Annotated in this window: 15 protein-coding genes; 9 read left to right on the top strand and 6 right to left on the bottom strand. The window is 74.7% G+C overall.

Features of this window, described 5'->3' with window-relative positions; all coding sequences use genetic code 11:
* Nucleotides 1-88: 88 nt before the first annotated feature.
* Both ACZ60W_RS10110 and mltG read left to right on the top strand, forming a co-directional pair.
* A complete protein-coding gene (locus ACZ60W_RS10110; protein WP_469754870.1) occupies nucleotides 89-2,014 on the top strand; it encodes an ABC transporter ATP-binding protein in 1,926 nt (641 codons plus the stop codon).
* A gap of 287 nt (nucleotides 2,015-2,301) precedes the next feature.
* Nucleotides 2,302-3,228: an endolytic transglycosylase MltG gene (gene mltG, locus ACZ60W_RS10105; protein ID WP_469754869.1), complete on the top strand. Its 927-nt coding sequence runs from the start codon at nucleotides 2,302-2,304 to the stop codon at nucleotides 3,226-3,228.
* Between the two features lie 7 nt (nucleotides 3,229-3,235).
* Here the strand turns inward: mltG and ACZ60W_RS10100 are convergent, their stop codons facing one another.
* The 5 genes from ACZ60W_RS10100 to ACZ60W_RS10080 form a co-directional block, all read right to left on the bottom strand.
* Nucleotides 3,236-4,303 (bottom strand): NAD(P)-binding domain-containing protein, encoded by a 1,068-nt coding sequence (locus tag ACZ60W_RS10100; protein ID WP_469754889.1) that lies wholly within the window; start codon nucleotides 4,301-4,303, stop codon nucleotides 3,236-3,238.
* Between the two features lie 174 nt (nucleotides 4,304-4,477).
* Nucleotides 4,478-5,689, bottom strand: a complete 1,212-nt coding sequence (locus ACZ60W_RS10095; protein WP_469754868.1) for an LLM class flavin-dependent oxidoreductase — start codon at nucleotides 5,687-5,689, stop codon at nucleotides 4,478-4,480.
* On the bottom strand, nucleotides 5,689-6,720 hold the full coding sequence (locus ACZ60W_RS10090; RefSeq protein WP_469754867.1) for an ABC transporter substrate-binding protein: 1,032 nt from the start codon (nucleotides 6,718-6,720) through the stop codon (nucleotides 5,689-5,691). Before ACZ60W_RS10090 ends, ACZ60W_RS10095 begins: the two co-directional genes overlap by 1 nt.
* Nucleotides 6,721-6,881: 161 nt before the next feature.
* Nucleotides 6,882-7,616 (bottom strand): ABC transporter ATP-binding protein, encoded by a 735-nt coding sequence (locus ACZ60W_RS10085; RefSeq protein ID WP_469754866.1) that lies wholly within the window; start codon nucleotides 7,614-7,616, stop codon nucleotides 6,882-6,884.
* Nucleotides 7,589-8,449: an ABC transporter permease gene (locus tag ACZ60W_RS10080; RefSeq protein WP_469754865.1), complete on the bottom strand. Its 861-nt coding sequence runs from the start codon at nucleotides 8,447-8,449 to the stop codon at nucleotides 7,589-7,591. The genes ACZ60W_RS10085 and ACZ60W_RS10080 overlap by 28 nt, the downstream gene beginning before the upstream one ends.
* 407 nt (nucleotides 8,450-8,856) lie before the next feature.
* Between ACZ60W_RS10080 and ACZ60W_RS10075 the strand changes: the two genes are divergently transcribed.
* On the top strand, nucleotides 8,857-9,405 hold the full coding sequence (locus ACZ60W_RS10075; RefSeq protein ID WP_469754864.1) for a nitrobindin family protein: 549 nt from the start codon (nucleotides 8,857-8,859) through the stop codon (nucleotides 9,403-9,405).
* A 2-nt stretch (nucleotides 9,406-9,407) separates the two neighbouring features.
* Nucleotides 9,408-11,426 (top strand): prolyl oligopeptidase family serine peptidase, encoded by a 2,019-nt coding sequence (locus ACZ60W_RS10070; protein ID WP_469754863.1) that lies wholly within the window; start codon nucleotides 9,408-9,410, stop codon nucleotides 11,424-11,426.
* Between the two features lie 41 nt (nucleotides 11,427-11,467).
* Here ACZ60W_RS10070 and ACZ60W_RS10065 read toward each other — a convergent pair whose 3' ends face one another.
* Entirely contained in the window at nucleotides 11,468-12,451 is a 984-nt protein-coding gene (locus tag ACZ60W_RS10065; RefSeq protein ID WP_469754862.1) for a LuxR family transcriptional regulator, read from the bottom strand.
* A 150-nt stretch (nucleotides 12,452-12,601) separates the two neighbouring features.
* Between ACZ60W_RS10065 and ACZ60W_RS10060 the strand changes: the two genes are divergently transcribed.
* The 5 genes from ACZ60W_RS10060 (at nucleotide 12,602) to ACZ60W_RS10040 (ending at nucleotide 18,022) form a co-directional block, all read left to right on the top strand.
* Nucleotides 12,602-14,014, top strand: coding sequence for an aminopeptidase P family protein (locus tag ACZ60W_RS10060; RefSeq protein WP_469754861.1), 1,413 nt, complete (start codon nucleotides 12,602-12,604; stop codon nucleotides 14,012-14,014).
* 146 nt (nucleotides 14,015-14,160) lie between these two features.
* Nucleotides 14,161-15,408: a sialidase family protein gene (locus tag ACZ60W_RS10055; protein ID WP_469754860.1), complete on the top strand. Its 1,248-nt coding sequence runs from the start codon at nucleotides 14,161-14,163 to the stop codon at nucleotides 15,406-15,408.
* Between the two features lie 193 nt (nucleotides 15,409-15,601).
* On the top strand, nucleotides 15,602-16,045 hold the full coding sequence (locus ACZ60W_RS10050) for an STAS domain-containing protein (protein ID WP_469754859.1): 444 nt from the start codon (nucleotides 15,602-15,604) through the stop codon (nucleotides 16,043-16,045).
* Between the two features lie 150 nt (nucleotides 16,046-16,195).
* Nucleotides 16,196-16,711, top strand: a complete 516-nt coding sequence (locus ACZ60W_RS10045; protein ID WP_469754858.1) for a PadR family transcriptional regulator — start codon at nucleotides 16,196-16,198, stop codon at nucleotides 16,709-16,711.
* Between the two features lie 126 nt (nucleotides 16,712-16,837).
* Nucleotides 16,838-18,022, top strand: coding sequence for a DUF2306 domain-containing protein (locus ACZ60W_RS10040; protein ID WP_469754857.1), 1,185 nt, complete (start codon nucleotides 16,838-16,840; stop codon nucleotides 18,020-18,022).
* The last annotated feature ends 27 nt before the right edge of the window (nucleotides 18,023-18,049 follow it).

The raw sequence follows: 18,049 nt of genomic DNA, 5'->3' as shown, positions 1-18,049 counted from the left end.
GGGAACAATATCAGGACCTGGTTCATTGTGAGTATAGGTAACAATGAGCTATGCTCTGCTCGAATCGCCTCATTTCCCGAAGGAGCCCATGCATCCCCACGACCAGTCCGACTGGACGCCACCGTCCCGTGACTCCACCCGGCCGAAGGATCCCGCCCAGGTGCGGCGCATCCTGCGGCTCTTCCGTCCCTACCGTGCGCGCCTCGCACTCGTCGGCCTCCTGGTCGGCGCCGCGTCGCTCGTCTCGGTCGCCTCGCCCTTCCTGCTCAGGGAGCTCCTCGACGTCGCGATCCCGCAGGGCCGCACCGGGCTGCTCAGCCTGCTCGCCCTCGGCATGATCGCCACCGCCGTGCTGAACGGCGTCTTCGGCGTGCTCCAGACCCTCATCTCCACCACCGTCGGCCAGCGCGTCATGCACGACCTGCGCACCGCGGTGTACGAGCAGCTCCAGCGGATGCCGCTGGCCTTCTTCACGCGCACCCGCACGGGCGAGGTCCAGTCCCGCATCGCCAACGACATCGGCGGCATGCAGGCCACCGTCACCTCGACGGCCACCTCGCTCGTCTCCAACCTCACCGCGGTCGTCGCGACCGTCGTCGCCATGCTCGCCCTCGACTGGCGCCTCACCCTCGTCTCGCTGCTCCTGCTGCCCGTCTTCGTCTGGATCAGCCGCAGGGTCGGCCGTGAGCGCAAGCGGATCACCACCCAGCGGCAGAAGCAGATGGCCGCGATGGCCGCGACCGTCACCGAATCCCTCTCGGTGAGCGGCATCCTGCTGGGCCGCACCATGGGCCGTGCCGACTCGCTGACGAAGTCCTTCGCCGAGGAGTCCGAGCGCCTCGTCGACCTCGAAGTGCGCTCCTCCATGGCCGGACGCTGGCGCATGTCCACCATCAGCATCGTCATGGCCGCCATGCCCGCCCTGATCTACTGGGCCGCCGGCATCGCGCTCGGCCCCGGCGGCGCCACGATCTCGCTCGGCACGCTCGTCGCCTTCGTCACGCTCCAGCAGGGCCTCTTCCGGCCCGCCGTGAGCCTGCTCTCCACCGGTGTGCAGATGCAGACCTCCCTGGCACTCTTCCAGCGCATCTTCGAGTACCTGGACCTGCCCGTCGACATCGCCGAGCCCGCCGAGCCCGTCCGGCTCCCGCTGGTGCGCGGCGAGGTCTCCTTCGAGAAGGTCGAGTTCCGCTACGACCCCGAGGCGACCGGCCGGGCGACCCTCGAGGAGATCGACCTCACCGTCCCCGCCGGCGGCAGCCTGGCCGTCGTGGGCCCCACCGGCTCCGGCAAGTCCACCCTGAGCTACCTGGTGCCCCGGCTCTACGACGTCACCGGCGGCCGGGTCGCCCTCGACGGCGTCGACGTGCGCGACCTGGACTTCGACACCCTCGCCCGGGCCGTCGGCGTCGTCTCCCAGGAGACCTACCTCTTCCACGCCTCCGTCGCGGACAACCTCCGCTTCGCCAAGCCGGACGCCACCGACGAGGAGATCGAGGCCGCCGCGCGCGCCGCCCAGATCCACGACCACATCGCCTCGCTGCCCGACGGCTACGACACCCTGGTGGGCGAGCGCGGATACCGGTTCTCCGGCGGCGAGAAGCAGCGCCTGGCCATCGCGCGCACCATCCTGCGCGACCCGCCCGTGCTCATCCTCGACGAGGCGACCAGCGCCCTCGACACCCGGACGGAGCACGCGGTGCAGCAGGCCATGGACACGCTGTCCGAGGGGCGCACCACCATCACCATCGCCCACCGGCTCTCCACCGTCCGCGACGCCGACCAGATCGTCGTCCTGGAGGCCGGCCGGATCGCCGAGCGCGGGACCCACGACGAGCTGCTGGCGCGCGACGGCCGGTACGCGGCCCTGGTCCGGCGGGACGCCCGGTCGGCCGACACGGCGGCCGACCCGTCCGCCGCGGACCCCTCGACGGACCCCGGGAACGGGCCCCCCTCGGCCGGGCCTGAGGGCGAACAGACGAACGTGGGAGCGGTTGTTCCCCAGAACGTGTGATCGTCCCGGGGGATCGTTGCACCCTCCCCGTACCGCGCCGGATGATGACGGAGTGCGAGCGGCGTGCTGCAGAACGCGATCGCACCGTCCCGCTGATGCACCTGTACGAGGAGAAGCACCACCATGAACGTCATCACCAACCTGCTCGCCGGCGTCCTCCACTTCCTGGGCTGGCTCGTCTGACGATCGCAGTGCCCGGCGCCGCCGGCTCCCCGTCCCAGGGAGCCGGCGGCGCCGCCGCGCGCGGGTTCCCGGGAATCCCGGACGGCCCGGGTTAGCGTGCGGCCATGACCTACCGGGCGCCGTCCCCGTACGCACCCCCGCGCCGCGTCCTGGGCGCCCTTCCCGCCCCCGCCGCCCGCCGTCCCGCGCCGCCCCGCCCGCCCCGGCGCGGCCGCCGCCCCCGGCTCACCCGGCGCGGCCGTCTCGCCCTGCTGCTCGGCGCCGTCCTCGCCGTGGCCGCCGCGATCGCCGTGCCCCTGCTGCTCTCCCACGACGAACCGGCCCCCGAACAGCCGAGGGCGCTCCTCGTCCCGGAGGGCTGGCGGGCCGGCCAGGTCTACACGGCCGTCGACCGCTCCCTGGGGCTGGCCCCGGGCACCGCGCGGCGGACCGCGACGGCCCCCGGCACCGTGCTGCCGCTGCCCGGCGAGGCCGGCGGCAATCCGGAGGGGTACCTCTTCCCCGCGACCTATCCCGTGATCGGCGCCACCACCCCGGAGGTGCTGCTCCGCTTCATGGTGGACACCGCCTCGCGGCGCTTCGGCACCGCGGCGGTCGCCGAGGGAGCGCGGGCCCACGGACTGAGCGTCTACCAGGCCGTGATCGCGGCCAGCATCGTCCAGGCCGAGGCCGACAACCCCGAGGACATGGCCAAGGTCGCCCGCGTCCTCCACAACCGACTCAGCCGCGGCATGGCCCTGCAGATGGACTCGACGCTCCACTACGCCCTGGGCCGGACCACGGTGGACACGACCGTCGAGGACACCCGGAACAGCAGCCCGTACAACACCTACGCGCACAAGGGGCTCCCGCCGACGCCGATCGGCAATCCGGGGGACCAGGCGCTGGACGCCGTCATCCGTCCGGCGGACGGCGACTGGCTCTACTTCGTCACGGTCGCCCCCGGCGACACCCGCTTCACCGCCGACTACGCGGAGCACCGGGAGAACGTGGCCGAGTTCAACGCCAACCGGAGCGCGGCGAAGCAGTGACGCGGGCTCAGCCGGCGACGGCGCCGGCCGGCTCGCGGGCGAGGAGGCGGCGGATGTCGGAGACCGCCGAGCGGCCGGCCCGGTTGGCACCGATCGTCGACGCCGACGGGCCGTAGCCGACGAGGTGGACGCGGGGGTCGCGCGCCGCCCGTGTCCCCTCGACCCGGATGCCGCCGCCGGGCTCGCGCAGCCGCAGCGGGGTGAGGTGGTCGATCGCCGCCCGGAAGCCGGTCGCCCACAGGATCACGTCCACGTCGACGGTCCGGCCGTCCGCCCAGGCCACCCCGGTCGGGGTGATCCGGTCGAACATCGGGAGCCGGTCGAGGACGCCGCGCTCGCGCGCGTCGCGGACGGCGTCGTTGAGGGGCAGCCCGGTGACCGAGACGACGCTCTGCGGGGGGAGTCCGCGCCGCACGCGCTCCTCGACGAGGGCGACGGCGGCCCGTCCCTCCTCCTCCCCGAACGGTCCCTCGCGGAAGACGGGCTCGCGCCGGGTGACCCAGGTCGTGCCGGCGGCGACCTCGGCGATCTCCATCAGGTGCTGGGTGCCGGAGGCGCCGCCCCCGACGACGAGCACGCGCCGCCCGGCGAACGCCGCCGGCCCCGGGTAGTCGGCCGTGTGCAGCTGCCGGCCGCGGAAGGTCTCCTGGCCCGGGTAGCGCGGCCAGAACGGGCGGTCCCAGGTGCCGGTGGCGTTGATCAGGGCGCGGGTCGCGTACACCCCCTCCGAGGTCTCCACCCGCAGCCTCCCGCCTTCGCCCTCCCGGACGGCGGTGACGTCGACGGGCCGGTGCACGTGCAGGCCGAAGGTCCGCTCGTAGGCGTCGAAGTACGCGCCGATCACCTCCGAGGAGGGCCGCGCGGGGTCCGCCCCGGTCAGCTCCATGCCCGGCAGCGCGTGCATGCCGTGCACCTTGCCGTAGGTCAGCGACGGCCAGCGGAACTGCCAGGCGCCGCCGGGGTGTGGGGCGTGGTCGAGCACCACGAAGTCCCGGTCCGGCTCCAGGCCGGTGCGGCGGAGGTGGAAGGCGGCCGAGAGTCCGGCCTGCCCGGCGCCGATGACGACCACGTCCACCCTGCGGGGCCCGTCGCCGCCGGCCGCGACGGCTCCCGGCACCGCTCCGGCCGTTCCGACCGCTCCGCCCGCTTCGACCTCGAAATCGTTCACGCTTCTACCAACCGGGCCGGGGGCGCGGAACTTCCCCCGCCCCCCGCCCGCCTGTCGCCCGCCCGCCTGTCGCCCGCCCGCCTACCGCCCGCCCGGCACCAGCAGCGGCGCCCCGCCCGGGGCCGAGGCAGGACGGCCGTTCACCGCGGGGACCCCCAACCGCGGGTCGGCCGGGACCCTCGGCAGCAGACCGCGGGCGGCGAGCTCGGGCGTCACGCCCTCGCCGAACCAGTACGCCTCCTCCAGATGCGGGTAGCCCGAGAGCACGAAGTGCTCCACGCCCAGGTCGTGGTACTCCTCGATCCGGTCCGCGACGTCGGCGTGGCTGCCCACCAGCGCCGTTCCCGCCCCGCCCCGCACCAGACCGACCCCCGCCCACAGGTTCGGCGAGATCTCCAGCTTGTCGCGATCGAGCGCACCGCCGCGGTGGAGCGCCAGCATCCGCTGCTGGCCGACGGACTCGCTGCGGCCGAGCAGCTCCTGCGCCGAGGCGACGGTCTCGGCGTCGAGGTCGGCGAGCAGCCGGTCGGCCGTCGCCCAGGCGTCCCGCGCCGAGTCCCGCGAGATGGTGTGCAGACGGATCCCGAACCGGACCTCGCGGCCCCGCTCCTCCGCGAGCCCCCGGATCCAGTCGATCTTCTCCTTCACCTGCCAGGGCGGCTCGCCCCAGGTCAGATAGACGTCGGCGTGCTCCGCCGCGACCGGGCCGGCCGCCTCGGAGGACCCGCCGAAGAAGATCTCGGGCAGCGGGTCCGGCGGCAGCGCGGTGAGACCGCCGTCGATCCGGAAGTGCTCCCCGTCGAAGTCGAACGGCCGGCCGCCCCAGACGCCCCGCACGACCGAGAGGAACTCGGCGGTCCGCGCGTACCGCCGGTCGTGGTCGAGGTGGTCGCCGAACCGCCGCTGCTCGGCGGAGTCGCCGCCGGTCACCACGTTGAGGAGCAGCCGGCCCCGGGTGATCCGCTGGTACGTGGACGCCATCTGGGCCGCGAGGACCGGGGAGATCACGCCCGGGCGGAACGCCACCAGGAACTTGAGCCGTTCGGTGTGCTGGGCGAGGGCGACGGTCGTCAGCCAGGCGTCCTCGCACCACGTCCCGGTCGGTGTCAGCACCGCCTCGAAGCCCAGCTGTTCGGCGGCCTTGGCGATCTGGACCAGGTAGTCGATGTCGGGCGCGCGCACCCCGGACACGGTCCGGTTCCGCGTGATCCCGCCGTCGGTGTAGGCGTGCCGGTCGACGAGGGTGCGGCCGTCGCCGCCGGTCGGCAGGAACCAGTGCAGGTGGACGGTCATCAGGAGGCCTTTCCGTACGTGCGCGCCGGGGTGGTCGACGGCGGCAGGTCCTTGTCGAAGCGGCGGTCGACGAAGTCGGCGAACCGGAAGGTGCGGGGGATCAGCCCGAGGCGGGCGAAGGTGTCGGCGATCCGCTGCTCGGAGGCGACGGCCGCGTCGTCGAGGGCGACCGGGATCCGGGTGCCGTTGCTGCGTCGTACGGCGGCGAGCGCCACCTCGTAGGGCAGGCCGGTCTCCTTCGACCAGACCTTCGCCCAGGCGTCGGGGTGCTCGAACACCCAGTCCTGGGCGCGCCGCAGCCGTTCGAGGTAGTCGCCGATGGCGGCGGCCTTCTCCTCGTCGGCGAGCGCGGCGGGGGCGGCGACCTGGAACCCGAGGCCGTTGACGATGCCCCGGCCGTCGGCGAGCACCCGGCCCCGGCCGCCCTCCAGGATCTGGGAGGTGTACGGGTCCCAGACCGCCCAGGCGTCCACCTTGCCGCCGGAGAAGGCGGCGAGGGCGTCGGCCGGCTGGAGCAGGGTGGGGCGGATGTCGGCGAGGGTGAGCCCGGCCCGCGCGAGCGCGGCGATCAGCTGGTAGTGGGCGGCGCTGCCCTGGGCGACGGCGACCTTCTTCCCCTTCAGGTCGCGGACGGTGCGCAGCGGGGAGTCCGTGGGGACGAGGATCGCCTCGCCGGCCGGGTCGCCGTGGGTGGCGGCGACGACGGTGATCTTCGAGGAGGCGCCGGCCGCGAACACCGGTGGGGTGTTGCCGACGCCCCCGATGTCGACGGCCTCGGCGTTCACGGCCTCGAGCAGGGGTGGGCCGGAGGTGAACGTCGACCAGGTGACGCGGTAGGGCAGGTCGTCGAGTTCGCCCGCGGCGCGCAGGACGGCCTCGGCGCCGCCCTTCTGGTCGCCGACGCGCAGGACGAGGCTCCCCTGGCCGTCGGAGTGCGAGCCCTGCCCGGCGGCGGAGGCGCCGGAGCAGGCGGAGACGAGGAGCGCGAGGGGCACCAGCAGGGTCGCGACGGACAGGCGGGGGGACTTCACGGCTTCTCCTCGGGGTCGGGTCGGGTCGGATCAGTTCGGGTCGGGCCGGATCAGGTCGGGAGCGGCGTCGGCGTCTGGACGGGGTGCGGGCTTGCGGCGGGACGGGGAGCGGGGCCGGTGAGGGCGGGCGTGGTGGGGAAGGGCGGCCCTGCCGGTGACCGTCAGGCCGCCGTGGACGTGGCGGGTTCGCCCTCGGTGACGCCGAGTTCGGCGAGCAGCCTGGTGCGGAGGGCCGCGAGCTCCGGATCGCCGGGCGAGCGGGGCCGTGCGAGGGCGACCGGGGTGTCGTACGCGATGACGCCGTCCCGCATCACCAGGGCCCGGTCCGCGAGCAGCAGGGCCTCGTCCACGTCGTGGGTGACGAGGAGCACCGTGCAGCCGCGCCGACGCCACAACTCCGCCACCAGCCGCTGGGCCTTGATCCGCGTCAGGGCGTCGAGCGCGCCGAACGGCTCGTCGAGCAGCAGCAGATCGGGATCGCGCACCAGTGCCCGCGCGAGGGAGGCGCGTTGGGCCTCTCCGCCGGAGAGCGTCTTGGGCCACGCCCCGGCGCGGTGGCCGAGCCCGACCTCCTCCAGGGCCTTCTCCGCGACCGCGCGGCCCGGCTTGCCGGGCAGCCCGAGCAGCACGTTGCGCCAGACCCGCTTCCACGGCATCAGGCGCGGCGCCTGGAACGCGACGGCACGCCGGCGCGGCACGAGGACGGTGCCGGAGATCTCCCGGTCGAGCCCCGCGAGCACCCGCAGCAGCGTGGACTTGCCGCAGCCGCTGTGGCCGAGGAGGGCGGTGAACTGCCCTGCCTCCAGCGTGAGGTCGAGGCCGTCGACGACGGGGCGTCCGTCGAAGGAGCGGGTGAGACCCTGGACGGTCACTGCCCGGTGAAGGTCGGTCGCCATTGCAGCAGCAGCCTTTCGAGAGAGCGGACGACGGCGTCGGCGAGCAGGCCGAGGAAGGCGTAGACGACCAGGCAGACGACGATCACGTCGGTGCGGAAGAACTCGCGCGCCTGGTTCATCAGGAAGCCGATCCCGGCGTCGGCGTTGATCGACTCCCCGAAGACCAGCGCGAGCCAGGCGGTGGCGAGCGAGTAGCGCAGCCCCGTCATGGCCCCCGGCAGGGCGCCGGGCAGCACGACGTGCCGGACCAGGCCCCACCGGCCGAGCCCCAGCGACTCGCCGGCCTCGACGAGGTGGGCGTCCACGCCGCGGATCCCGGCGTACACGTTCAGATAGAGGTGGAAGGCCACCCCGAGGGCGATCAGCGCCACCTTGGGCGCCTCGCCGATCCCCAGCCAGATGATGAACAGCGGGATGAGACCGACCCAGGGCACCGTCCGCAGCATCTGCACGGGAGCGTCGACGAGGTCCTCCCCGAGCCGCGACAGCCCGGACACCAGGGCGAGCGAGACGCCCACGACGCCGCCGATCAGCAGCCCCGCGGCGACCCGCCCCAGCGAGACGCCCATCGCGGTCGGCAGGGTTCCGTCCGCGACCAGGCCGCCGCCGGCCCGCGCGACGGTCCCCGGCGAGGCCAGCACGTCGGAGGGGAGGACGCCCGTCGTGCCGAGGGCCTGCCACAGCGCGAGCAGCAGCACGGGCCCGGCGCCCCGGCGCAGCCAGCGGGGAACGGCGGGGCCGCGACCGGGCCCCCGGGAGGGGACGAGGGATTCGACATCCGGCAAGGGCGATATGTCGGGTGGAGAGGGGGGTGGGGCATGGCCGACCGTCATGGCGGGGCTCCGGGGTCTCTGGGAGAGAGCGGGGTGGCGGTACGCCTCAGCGACCGCGGGCGCGGCGGACACACGCGCGCACGGCGGTCAGGGCGTCAGGGGGCGATGCGGGAAAGAGGGCGTCAGCAGCCGCGGCGACACGCGGCGGAGGCCACCCGCAGCAGGTCGATGTGACCGCGCGAGGTGAGCAGGGCTGTACGCAACATGGCGCGAAGGTAGCGGCCGTCACCGGCCCGGTCAACGGCCGTCTCGGAGCGTGGACCCGCCTCTCCCGCCGGCAACCGCCCCCGCGCACGGGCTCCCCGGGCGATCGCGGCAGGTGGGCGGCCGGTACGCCCCCGCGCCCGGGCCGCGCCCCACGACCTAAGCTGCGATCCGGCACAGGCCCCGACCCAGGAGCGCACCTCATGTTCGACCGCGAGCCGCACCACCCCTACCCCGACGCCCCGCGGCCGGGCGGGACGCCCGCGCCGCACGAGCTGCTGGCGCCGGTGACCGGCCTCCTCGGCACCTGGAGGGGCCGGGGCCGCGGCGAGTACCCGACCCTCGCCGAGGGGTTCGCGTACGCGCAGGAGGTCACCTTCCGCCATGACGGGCGGCCCTTCCTCCACTACGAGGCACGCGCCTGGCTGATCGACGCGGACGGCACCCCGCTGCGGCCCGCGGCGCGGGAGAGCGGCTGGTGGCGGCTGAAGCCGGACGGCGGCGTGGAGGTCCTGATCACCCAGCCCACCGGCATCGCCGAGATCATGGTCGGCCGGGCGCAGGACGGCACGGTCGACCTCGCCACCCACACCGTCGCCCTCGCCCCCACCGCGAAGGACGTCGAGGCCACCCGGCGCCGCTATACCCTCGCGGACGACGGAACGCTCGGCTTCGTCCACGACATGGCGGCGGTCGGACAGCCGCTGCGACACCACCTTTCGGCACAGCTGCGACGCGAGGACGGGAAGTAGCCATGGGAGAACCGACCGACGACGACCCGTACCTCTGGCTGGAGGACGTCTCCGGCGAGGAAGCGCTCGCCTGGGTGGCCGAGCGGAACGCCGAGACCGCCGACGTCCTCGCCGGCGACCCCGGCTTCGCCCCCCTGAAGGCGCGGCTGCGGGAGGTCCTGGACGCCTCGGACCGCATCCCGTACACCACCCGGCGCGGCCCGCACCTCTACAACTTCTGGCGCGACGCCGAGCACGTCCGCGGGCTCTGGCGGCGGACGACCCTGGAGCAGTACCGCAAGGACGACCCCGAGTGGGACGTCCTGCTCGACCTCGACGCGCTCGCCGAGGCCGAGGGGGAGAAGTGGGTGTGGGACGGCGCGCGGGTCTGCCGCCCCGACCACGACCTGGCCCTGATCCGCCTCTCCCGGGACGGCGGGGACGCCGTCGTGGTCCGCGAGTTCGACCTCGCCGCGCGGGCCTTCGTCGAGGACGGCTTCCGGCTCCCGGAGGCCAAGACGCGGATCGGCTGGATCGACGCCGACACCGTCTTCCTCGGCACCGACACGGGCCCCGGCTCGCTCACCGACTCCGGCTACCCGCGCCAGGTCCGCCGGTGGCGGCGCGGCACCGAGCCGGCGGAGGCCGAGCTCGTCTTCGAGGCCGGCCAGGCCGACGTGTCGGCCTGGGGGCAGCACGACGCCACCCCCGGCTTCGAACGCGACTTCGTGGGCCGGTCGCTGGACTTCTTCCGCAGCGAGACGCACTGGCTGCGGCCGGACGGCACGCTCGTCCGGATCGACGTCCCCGACGACGCCCTCGTCTACGCCCACCGGCGCCACCTCGTCGTCACCCTCAAGTCCGCCTGGCTGGGGCAGCCGACGGGCTCGCTGCTCGCCTTCGACTTCGACGCGTTCCTCGCCGGCGACCGCACCCCCGAGGTGCTGTTCACCCCCGACGAGCGCACCGCCCTGGCCGGGCACTCCTGGACCCGCGGCCACCTCGTCCTGGAGACGCTGCGGGACGTCAGCACCCGCATCGAGGTCCTCACCCCCGTGCCCGGCGGCGGATGGACCCGCGAGCCACTCGTCGGCGTCCCCGCGCTCTCCGCCGTCAGCGTCGTGGACACCGACCCGGACGTCTCCGACGAGTACTTCCTCGACGTCTCGGGGTTCCTCCAGTCCTCCACGCTGTCCCGCGGCCGGATCGGCGGCGACAGCGAGACCCTCAAGCAGGCCCCCGCCCGCTTCGACACCACCGGCCTCTCCGTGGCGCAGCACTTCGCGGTCTCCCGCGACGGCACCCGCGTCCCGTACTTCGTGATCGGGCCCGACCACGCCGTCACGGGCCCGGGGCCCACCCTGCTCTACGGCTACGGCGGCTTCGAGGTCTCCCTCACCCCCTACTACGGCGCGGTGACCGGCCGGGCGTGGCTCGAACAGGGCGGCACCTACGTCATCGCGAACATCCGGGGCGGCGGCGAGTACGGGCCCGACTGGCACCAGGCCGCCCTCGGCGCCGACCGGCCGCGGGCCTTCGAGGACTTCGCGGCCGTCGCCGAGGACCTCGTCGCCCGCGGGATCACCACCCCCGGTGCGCTCGGCGCCGCGGGCGGCAGCAACGGCGGCCTGCTGATGGGCGCCATGCTCACCCGCCACCCGGAGCTGTTCGGCGCGATCGTCGCCCAGGTGCCGCTGCTGGACATGACGCGCTTCCACCGGCTCCTCGCGGGCGCGTCCTGGATCGCCGAGTACGGCGACCCGGACGACGAGGCCGACCTGCCGCACCTGCTCGACCTCTCCCCGTACCACCGGCTCGCGGCCGACCGGCGCTACCCGCCGGTGCTCCTCATGACGTCGACCCGCGACGACCGCGTCCACCCCGGCCACGCCCGCAAGGCCGCGGCCCGGCTGCGGGAGCTCGGGCAGCCGGTGCTGTTCCACGAGAACACCGGCGGCGGCCACGCCGGCGCGGGCGACAACGAGCAGGCCGCCCACAACAGCGCCCTGATGTACACCTTCCTGCGGCGGCACCTGGCCTGACGGTCCGTCCGCCCCGGGGCCGGGAAGCTCCCGGCCCCGGGTCACAGCCAGCCGGAGCGCTGCGCCTGGAGCGCCAGCTGGAACCGGTTCGTCGCGCCGAGCCGGGCACTCAGGACCTGGATCCGGCGGAACAGCGTGCGGCGGCTCACGCCGAGCTCACGGGCGATGACCTCGTCGGCGGCCCCCCCGGCGAGCAGCCGCAGCAGCCGCCGGTCGGCCGGGAGGAGACCGGCCGGCCGCGTGGTGCGGCCGTGGAAGGGCAGCGCGCCCTGCCACACCTGCTCGAAGAGCGCCACCAGCGCGGAGAGCAGCCCGCACGGCTGCACCACCATCATCGCGTTGTGCACGTCCGCCTCCCTGATCGACAGGGAGACCATCGCGTACGCCTCGTCGATGATCACCAGCTTCACCGGCACGGACGGCAGCACCCGGGCCTGCTCCCCTGCCTCGATGCACGGCTCGATCGCCGTCTCCAGGTTCCCCGGCAGTTCCAGCGACGCACGCGAGTACACGACCCGCTGCGTCACCCCGCGGGCCAGCGTCGCCAGCGCGTCGTCCGTCGCGCCCGGGATGGGGAAGTACGGCGGCGAGTCGAGCTGGCGGATCTGCTCGCGCGCACTCGCCCACGCCTGCCGCATCCGCAGCCCGACGGCGTCCCCGGTGACGACCTCCACCAGATGGTCGCCGTGGGTGGCGAGCCGCTGCCGGCGGAACGTCTCGAACGCGCCGCCCACCGTGATCCGGGACTCGTCCAGCTCGGCGGCCCGGTGCCGCCCGAGGATCTCCAGGCCCGCGGCGGGCGGCACCGGGGCCACCACCTCCGGGCCCTCCTCGGCGGCGCTCGCGAGACCGGCGTCGACCAGCTCCCCGTACGCCGCCGCCAGCCCGCCGCCCGACAGGCCGGCCGCCGACCCGACGTCGCTCAGCGGCGCGGGACCGAGCTCCAGGAGCTTGAGGTAGACCCGGCCGGCCTCGTCGCCGATCCCCAGAAGCCGCAGGGCCTCACTGAGCTTCGCGTTCGCCATGGACCGCATTATCGACCCCTTCCGGCGCCCGCGCGTGGCTGATCCGTGCCACTGACACTCCTGGGCACCCGGCGGGGCCGTACGGGAGTACCGTCCGGATGCCGCCGACCACCGGTGGCCGAGGAACCCACCGGGAAGAAGGTGCAGGACGTGGCGAAGGGTCGCAAGAACGGCCTCTACGAAGGCGTCTCCGAGGAGCTTTCCGCCCTCATGCGGACGGGCTGGGCGGACACCGAGCGGCACGGGCTGGAGCCCGACGAGCAGGCCCCGCACGCGGCCCGCCGCCGCGCCGCGCTCTCCGCGCTCTTCCCCGGCGAGCGCCTGGTGATCCCCTCGGGCAACCTCAAGACCCGCTCCAACGACGACACGTACCCCTTCCGCGCGTACTCCGGCTACGTCCACATGACCGGCGACCAGGCCCGCGACGGCGCCCTCGTCCTGGAGCCCCGCGCCGACGGCGGCCACGACGCCGCCTGCTACCAGCTGCCCCGGGACGGCCGGGACACCGACGAGTTCTGGATCGGCTACACCGCCGAGCTGTGGATGGGCCGCCGCCGGACCCTCGCGGAGTCCGAGGTCGTCCTCGGCCTCGCCTGCCGCGACGTCCGCACCCTCGCCGGGGACCTGGCCGCCGGCACCGGCGTCCCCACCCGCATCGTCCGCGGCGTCGACGCGGCCCTCGAAGCCGCCGTCACCACCGACGAGGAGCGCGACGCCGAACTGGAGGGCGCGCTGAGCGACCTCCGGCTCGTCAAGGACGCGTGGGAGATCGGCGAGATGCGCAAGGCGGTCGACTCCACCGTCCGCGGCTTCACCGACTGCGTCGGCGAGCTCTCCCGGGCGGTCGCCTCCTCCGAGCGCTGGATCGAGGGCACCTTCTTCCGCCGCGCGCGCCTGGAGGGCAACCACGTCGGCTACGGCTCGATCTGCGCCGCCGGAGAGCACGCCACGATCATGCACTGGACCCACAACGACGGCCCCGTGCGCCCCGGCGAGCTCCTCCTCCTCGACGCCGGCGTCGAGACCCACTCCCTCTACACCGCCGACGTCACCCGCACCCTCCCCATCAGCGGCACCTTCAGCGACGTGCAGCGCACGGTGTACGACGCGGTGTACGAGGCGCAGGAGGCCGGCATGGCCGCCGTGAAGCCCGGCGTCCCCTACCGCGCCTTCCACGAGGCGTCCCAGCGGCACCTGGCCGCGCGCCTGGTCGAGTGGGGCTTCATCGAGGGCCCCGTCGACCGCGCCTACGCGCTCGGCCTCCAGCGCCGGTTCACCATGGCGGGCACCGGCCACATGCTCGGCCTCGACGTCCACGACTGCGCCCAGGCCCGCACCGAGGAGTACGTCGACGGCGTCCTCGAACCGGGCATGGTGCTCACCGTGGAGCCGGGCCTCTACTTCCAGCCGGACGACCTCACCGTGCCCGAGGAGTGGCGCGGCATCGGCGTCCGGATCGAGGACGACCTGCTCGTCACCGAGGACGGCCACGAGAACCTCTCGGCCGGTCTGCCCCGCTCCTCGGCCGACGTCGAGGCGTGGATGGCGCGGTTCGCGGGCTGAGGCCCCCTCCCGCCGCGCCCGCCCGCGGGTTTCGCCTCCGCGAGGCCCGGCGTTGTCCCGGAGTTCAGGCCGCGGTCTCCCGTGCCGGTGATCTTCGGGCGGTGGGCCGCGACGCGGCACGGCGGCGGAAGGGCAGGGGAGGACCCGTGAGGCGTGCAGCCCTGGGGGCCGCGGTCCTCCTCGTCACCGCGGCCGGACTGTGCGCCACGGGAACCATCGGACCACCAGGACGGGGGGAACCGGCGCCGGGCCGTGCGGGGCCCGGCGCCGGCTGCACGACGTCCGTCCCGTACACCGCCGGAACCGGCGGGTACGCGGGCTACCGCATCCCCGCCGCCGTCCGCACCCCGGCCGGCACCGTGCTCGCCTTCGCCGAGGGGCGGACCGCGGGCGCCGGGGACAGCGGCGCCGTCGACATCGTGGTGCGGCGGTCGGAGGACGGCGGCTGCACCTGGGGCCCGCCGCGGGTGGCCGCCGCCGGCGGCGGCGACACCCGTGGCAACCCCGCGCCGGTCGTCGACCCCCGCTCCGGCGACGTGGTCCTCGTCAGCTCCTTCGGCGGCGCCGAGGCCACGGAGGACCTGGTCCTGGGCGGCGGTGTCCCGGCGGCGCGCGGCCGTCGCGTCTTCGTGCAGCGCAGCGCCGACGACGGCCGGTCGTTCTCGGAGCCCCGGGAGATCACGGCGACCGCCAAGCGCCCCGGCTGGCGCTGGTACGCCACAGGGCCCGGCCACGCCCTGGCCCTCGCCCGCGGTCCGCACGCCGGGCGCCTGCTCGTCCCCGCCGACCACTCGGCGGCGCCGCCCCCGGGTTCCCCGGACACCGGCCGCGAGCCCCGCCTCTACGGAGCGCACGCCCTCCTGAGCGACGACGGCGGCCGCAGCTGGCGGATCGGCTTCGTCGACGACACCTACGACGGCGTCGTCAACGCCAACGAGACCACCGCCGCGGAACTGCCGGACGGAACCGTCTACTTCAGCACTCGCGACCAGCTCGGCACCGCTCCCGGAAACCGCGCGGACGCCGTCTCGACCGACGGCGGCGTCACCCTGGCGCGGCCGTTCGCACCGCAGCGCACCCTCGACGGCGTCCCCGTCGTGCAGGGCAGTCTGCTGTACGTCGGCGGACCCGGCCGCACGCTGCTCCTCTCGGCGCCCTCCGTCCCGGACGAACGGGCCGACCTCGCCCTGTGGAGCAGTACGGACGGCGGCCTGGCCTTCGGTGCGCCGCGCCCGGTCTCGCGGCGCAGGGCCGCCTACTCGGACCTGGTCCGCCTGGACGCGGGCACGGTCGGCCTCCTTCACGAGACCGGGACCCGGAGCCCGTACGAGACCGTGGAGTTCCGGCGCATCCCGCTGGAAGCGGCCTCGGGCCGGGACTCCGGTGAGAGGTGACCCCCCGGCCGGGTCCGGACACCCCGCTCGCCCCGGACGATCGCGCGGTCGTTCGCCCCTCGGGTGGACGGGTGGGGGAAAAGGAAAAGACGGTTCACCGATTCAGGTGACAGCGGTCGAGGCGAAACGTGCCTGCATTTCCGGACACAGCCACCCTCGACGTGACACATGGAGCCACCCTGTGGAGCGTCCGATGCAGCTGATCCCCCGTCACGACCCGTATCTCGTGGTCCGTTCGGCCGACGGTGTCACCGTCGCCGCGCTCCGCGGCGAGCTCGACCTCGTCCTGGTCCGGCACCTGCGGCCCGAGCTCGACGCCCTCGTGCGGGAGTCCGACGCGCTGACCGTCGACCTCCGGCGCCTCACGTTCTGCGACGCCACCGGGCTCGGCCTCCTCGCCCACTGCGCCGCCGCCGCCGACCGCCACGGGACGCGCTGGCGGCTCCTCTGCGACCAGCCCCGGATCCTCCGCCTCATCCGCCTCGGCGCGCTCGACGACCTCCTGCGCCCCGAGCGCGTCCCGCCGGACGGGCGCGCGGCCGAACCGGACGCGTCGTTCGCGCCGCTCCCCGTCCCGGCCCCGCTGCCCGTCCCGCCCCGGCGGGTCGGACCCGGAAGCCGGCGACCGGTCCCGTAGACGGTGCCCGCCGCCGGTTCCCGCGGGGGCGGGCCGGGCGCGTGGGGACCCGGCGTCCGGCCGTGCGCGTGGCGGGTCCACGACCGGCGGGTGTGGCGGATGGCCGCCTCACCAGGGACTTCGGCCGCCCCGCGCGATACGGTCGGCGGCATGTCTGAAGTCCGCTTGACCACGCCGTCCTTCCTGGTGCTCGGCATCATCGACACCTTGGGTGAGGCCAGTCCGTACGACGTGAAGGTGGAGGCGGCGCGGACCGTGGCGCCCTTCTGGTCGATGCCGCACGCGCAGGTCTACGCGCAGTGCGACCGGCTCCTGGAGGCCGGGCTCCTGTCCGAGGTCCGGCAGGCCGGTGGCCGCAACCGGCGCCTGATGCGGCTCACGGAGGAGGGCTCCGCGGCGCTGCGCGGCTGGCTCGCCGACCCCGCCTTCGTCCCGGTCGAGGCCCGCGAACGGGGCATCCTCAAACTGTGGTTCGGCGCCAGCCCGCGCCTCCACGCCCCCGTCCAGGTCGGCGAGCACCGCCGGACGCTCGACGAGTACGAGGCACTCGCCGCCGACGTCGGCGAGCTGCTGACGCGGGGTCAGCGCGAGGCGCTGGAGTTCGGCATCCGGTATGAGCGGATGATGGTCGATTTCTGGCAGTGGGTCGAGACCCGCGAACCCTGAGTTCGCTACCGACCGGTTGACCTCGCCGGGGCCCCGCCCTACCTTCCTCCATAGTCCAGAAAGGACTATGCGCGTTCGGAGGAGGGGACCGTCGTGGGGCGTCCGACCAGCACGAGGCGGGGGAAGGTGGCCACCGTCGCGGTGACGGCGGTCTGCCTGGCGTACGCGCCGATCGCCATGACCGAACTCTGGCCCTACGCCAGCCCCGGAGCGCCGGCCGTCGGCGAGTGGCTCCTCGGCCGCTCCGTCTCGCCCGAGTTCGTCGCCGAGGCCGTGCGCGACCGGATCGGACCGTACGGGCGCAGCCTCGTCCCGCTGATCGTGCACTCGGTGCTCGGCGGCCTCCTGATGCTGCTCGGCCCGGTCCAGCTGCTCTCCGCGGTCCGGCGCCGGGTCCGGCTGCACCGCGTCACCGGGACCGTCTTCGCCGTCACCGTGTACGTGTCGATGGGCGGCGCCGCGCTCTACCTCGTCCGCACCCCGCCCGAAGAGGCGTTCAGCGGGGCCGCGTTCTGGATCGTGCTCGCCACGATCCTCGTCGGCACCGTCGGCAGCGTGACCTTCGGCGTCCTCGCCGCCGTCCGCGGCTTCCCCGACCTGCACCAGCGCTGGATGCTGCTCTGCTACGGCTTCCTCATGACCGCCCCGCTGCTCCGGCTCGAATGGGGATTCCTGCCCGCGCTCTACCCGGGGCTCGACATGGTCGACATCAACCGCGTCGCGCTCATGCACCTCGGCTCCCTCGTGGCCTTCGGCGCCCTGCTCGCCTCCCGCGCCCTCGACCGCCGCGACACCGTCCCGGGCCTGACCGGCACCTGGTGCCCCGCGCCGGTCCAGGCGGCGGCCCACCTCGCCGGCGCCGCGGGCCTGGTGTGGGTCACCTCCGCCTTCCTCGACGGGGGGACCGCGGGCCGGCGCCTCCTGCTCGCCTTCCTCGTCCCGTACGCCGTGATCTACGCCGTCGTCGCGGTGCGGGCCCTCCGGGCCGGTGCGCGGGGCGCGACCTGGGCGGCCGAGGAATGGCGGCTGCACCTCGTCGCCCTGTGCCTGGCCCCCGCGTTCTCGGCGGTGACGGTGCCCCTCCTGGAGCGGTCCATGCACCTCGACCAGCCCACCGCCCTGCTCGCGGGCGTCGGCATCGGCGGCGGCATGCTCGCCTACGCCGCCGTGAGCGCCGTCAGCCTGCGCGTCCTGTACGCCCGTGAACTCCTCAGGCGCCAGGGCCCGTCCGGCGTCCCGGCGGCCGGGAGGTCCGACGCGACGGCGATTCCGGCCGCGGCCGGCACGGCGCGCGAAGGGCGGCAGGCGTGAGCGGGGACGAGCGACGGGCGGGCGGGG

The sequence above is a fragment of the Streptomyces sp. NPDC104202 genome (genome assembly GCF_055584185.1).
Note: the sequence above shows the minus strand (reverse complement) of the source record. Positions and strands in the feature narration are given on the sequence as shown.

What these genes read in the sequence shown, in the direction of transcription:
- ACZ60W_RS10080 (WP_469754865.1), bottom strand. Translation starts at nt 8,449, where the DNA reads ATGACGGTCGGCCATGCCCCACCCCCCTCTCCACCCGACATATCGCCC.
- ACZ60W_RS10075 (WP_469754864.1), top strand. Translation starts at nt 8,857, where the DNA reads ATGTTCGACCGCGAGCCGCACCACCCCTACCCCGACGCCCCGCGGCCG.
- mltG (WP_469754869.1), top strand. Translation starts at nt 2,302, where the DNA reads ATGACCTACCGGGCGCCGTCCCCGTACGCACCCCCGCGCCGCGTCCTG.
- ACZ60W_RS10045 (WP_469754858.1), top strand. Translation starts at nt 16,196, where the DNA reads ATGTCTGAAGTCCGCTTGACCACGCCGTCCTTCCTGGTGCTCGGCATC.
- ACZ60W_RS10095 (WP_469754868.1), bottom strand. Translation starts at nt 5,689, where the DNA reads ATGACCGTCCACCTGCACTGGTTCCTGCCGACCGGCGGCGACGGCCGC.
- ACZ60W_RS10085 (WP_469754866.1), bottom strand. Translation starts at nt 7,616, where the DNA reads ATGGCGACCGACCTTCACCGGGCAGTGACCGTCCAGGGTCTCACCCGC.
- ACZ60W_RS10050 (WP_469754859.1), top strand. Translation starts at nt 15,602, where the DNA reads ATGCAGCTGATCCCCCGTCACGACCCGTATCTCGTGGTCCGTTCGGCC.
- ACZ60W_RS10070 (WP_469754863.1), top strand. Translation starts at nt 9,408, where the DNA reads ATGGGAGAACCGACCGACGACGACCCGTACCTCTGGCTGGAGGACGTC.
- ACZ60W_RS10065 (WP_469754862.1), bottom strand. Translation starts at nt 12,451, where the DNA reads ATGGCGAACGCGAAGCTCAGTGAGGCCCTGCGGCTTCTGGGGATCGGC.
- ACZ60W_RS10110 (WP_469754870.1), top strand. Translation starts at nt 89, where the DNA reads ATGCATCCCCACGACCAGTCCGACTGGACGCCACCGTCCCGTGACTCC.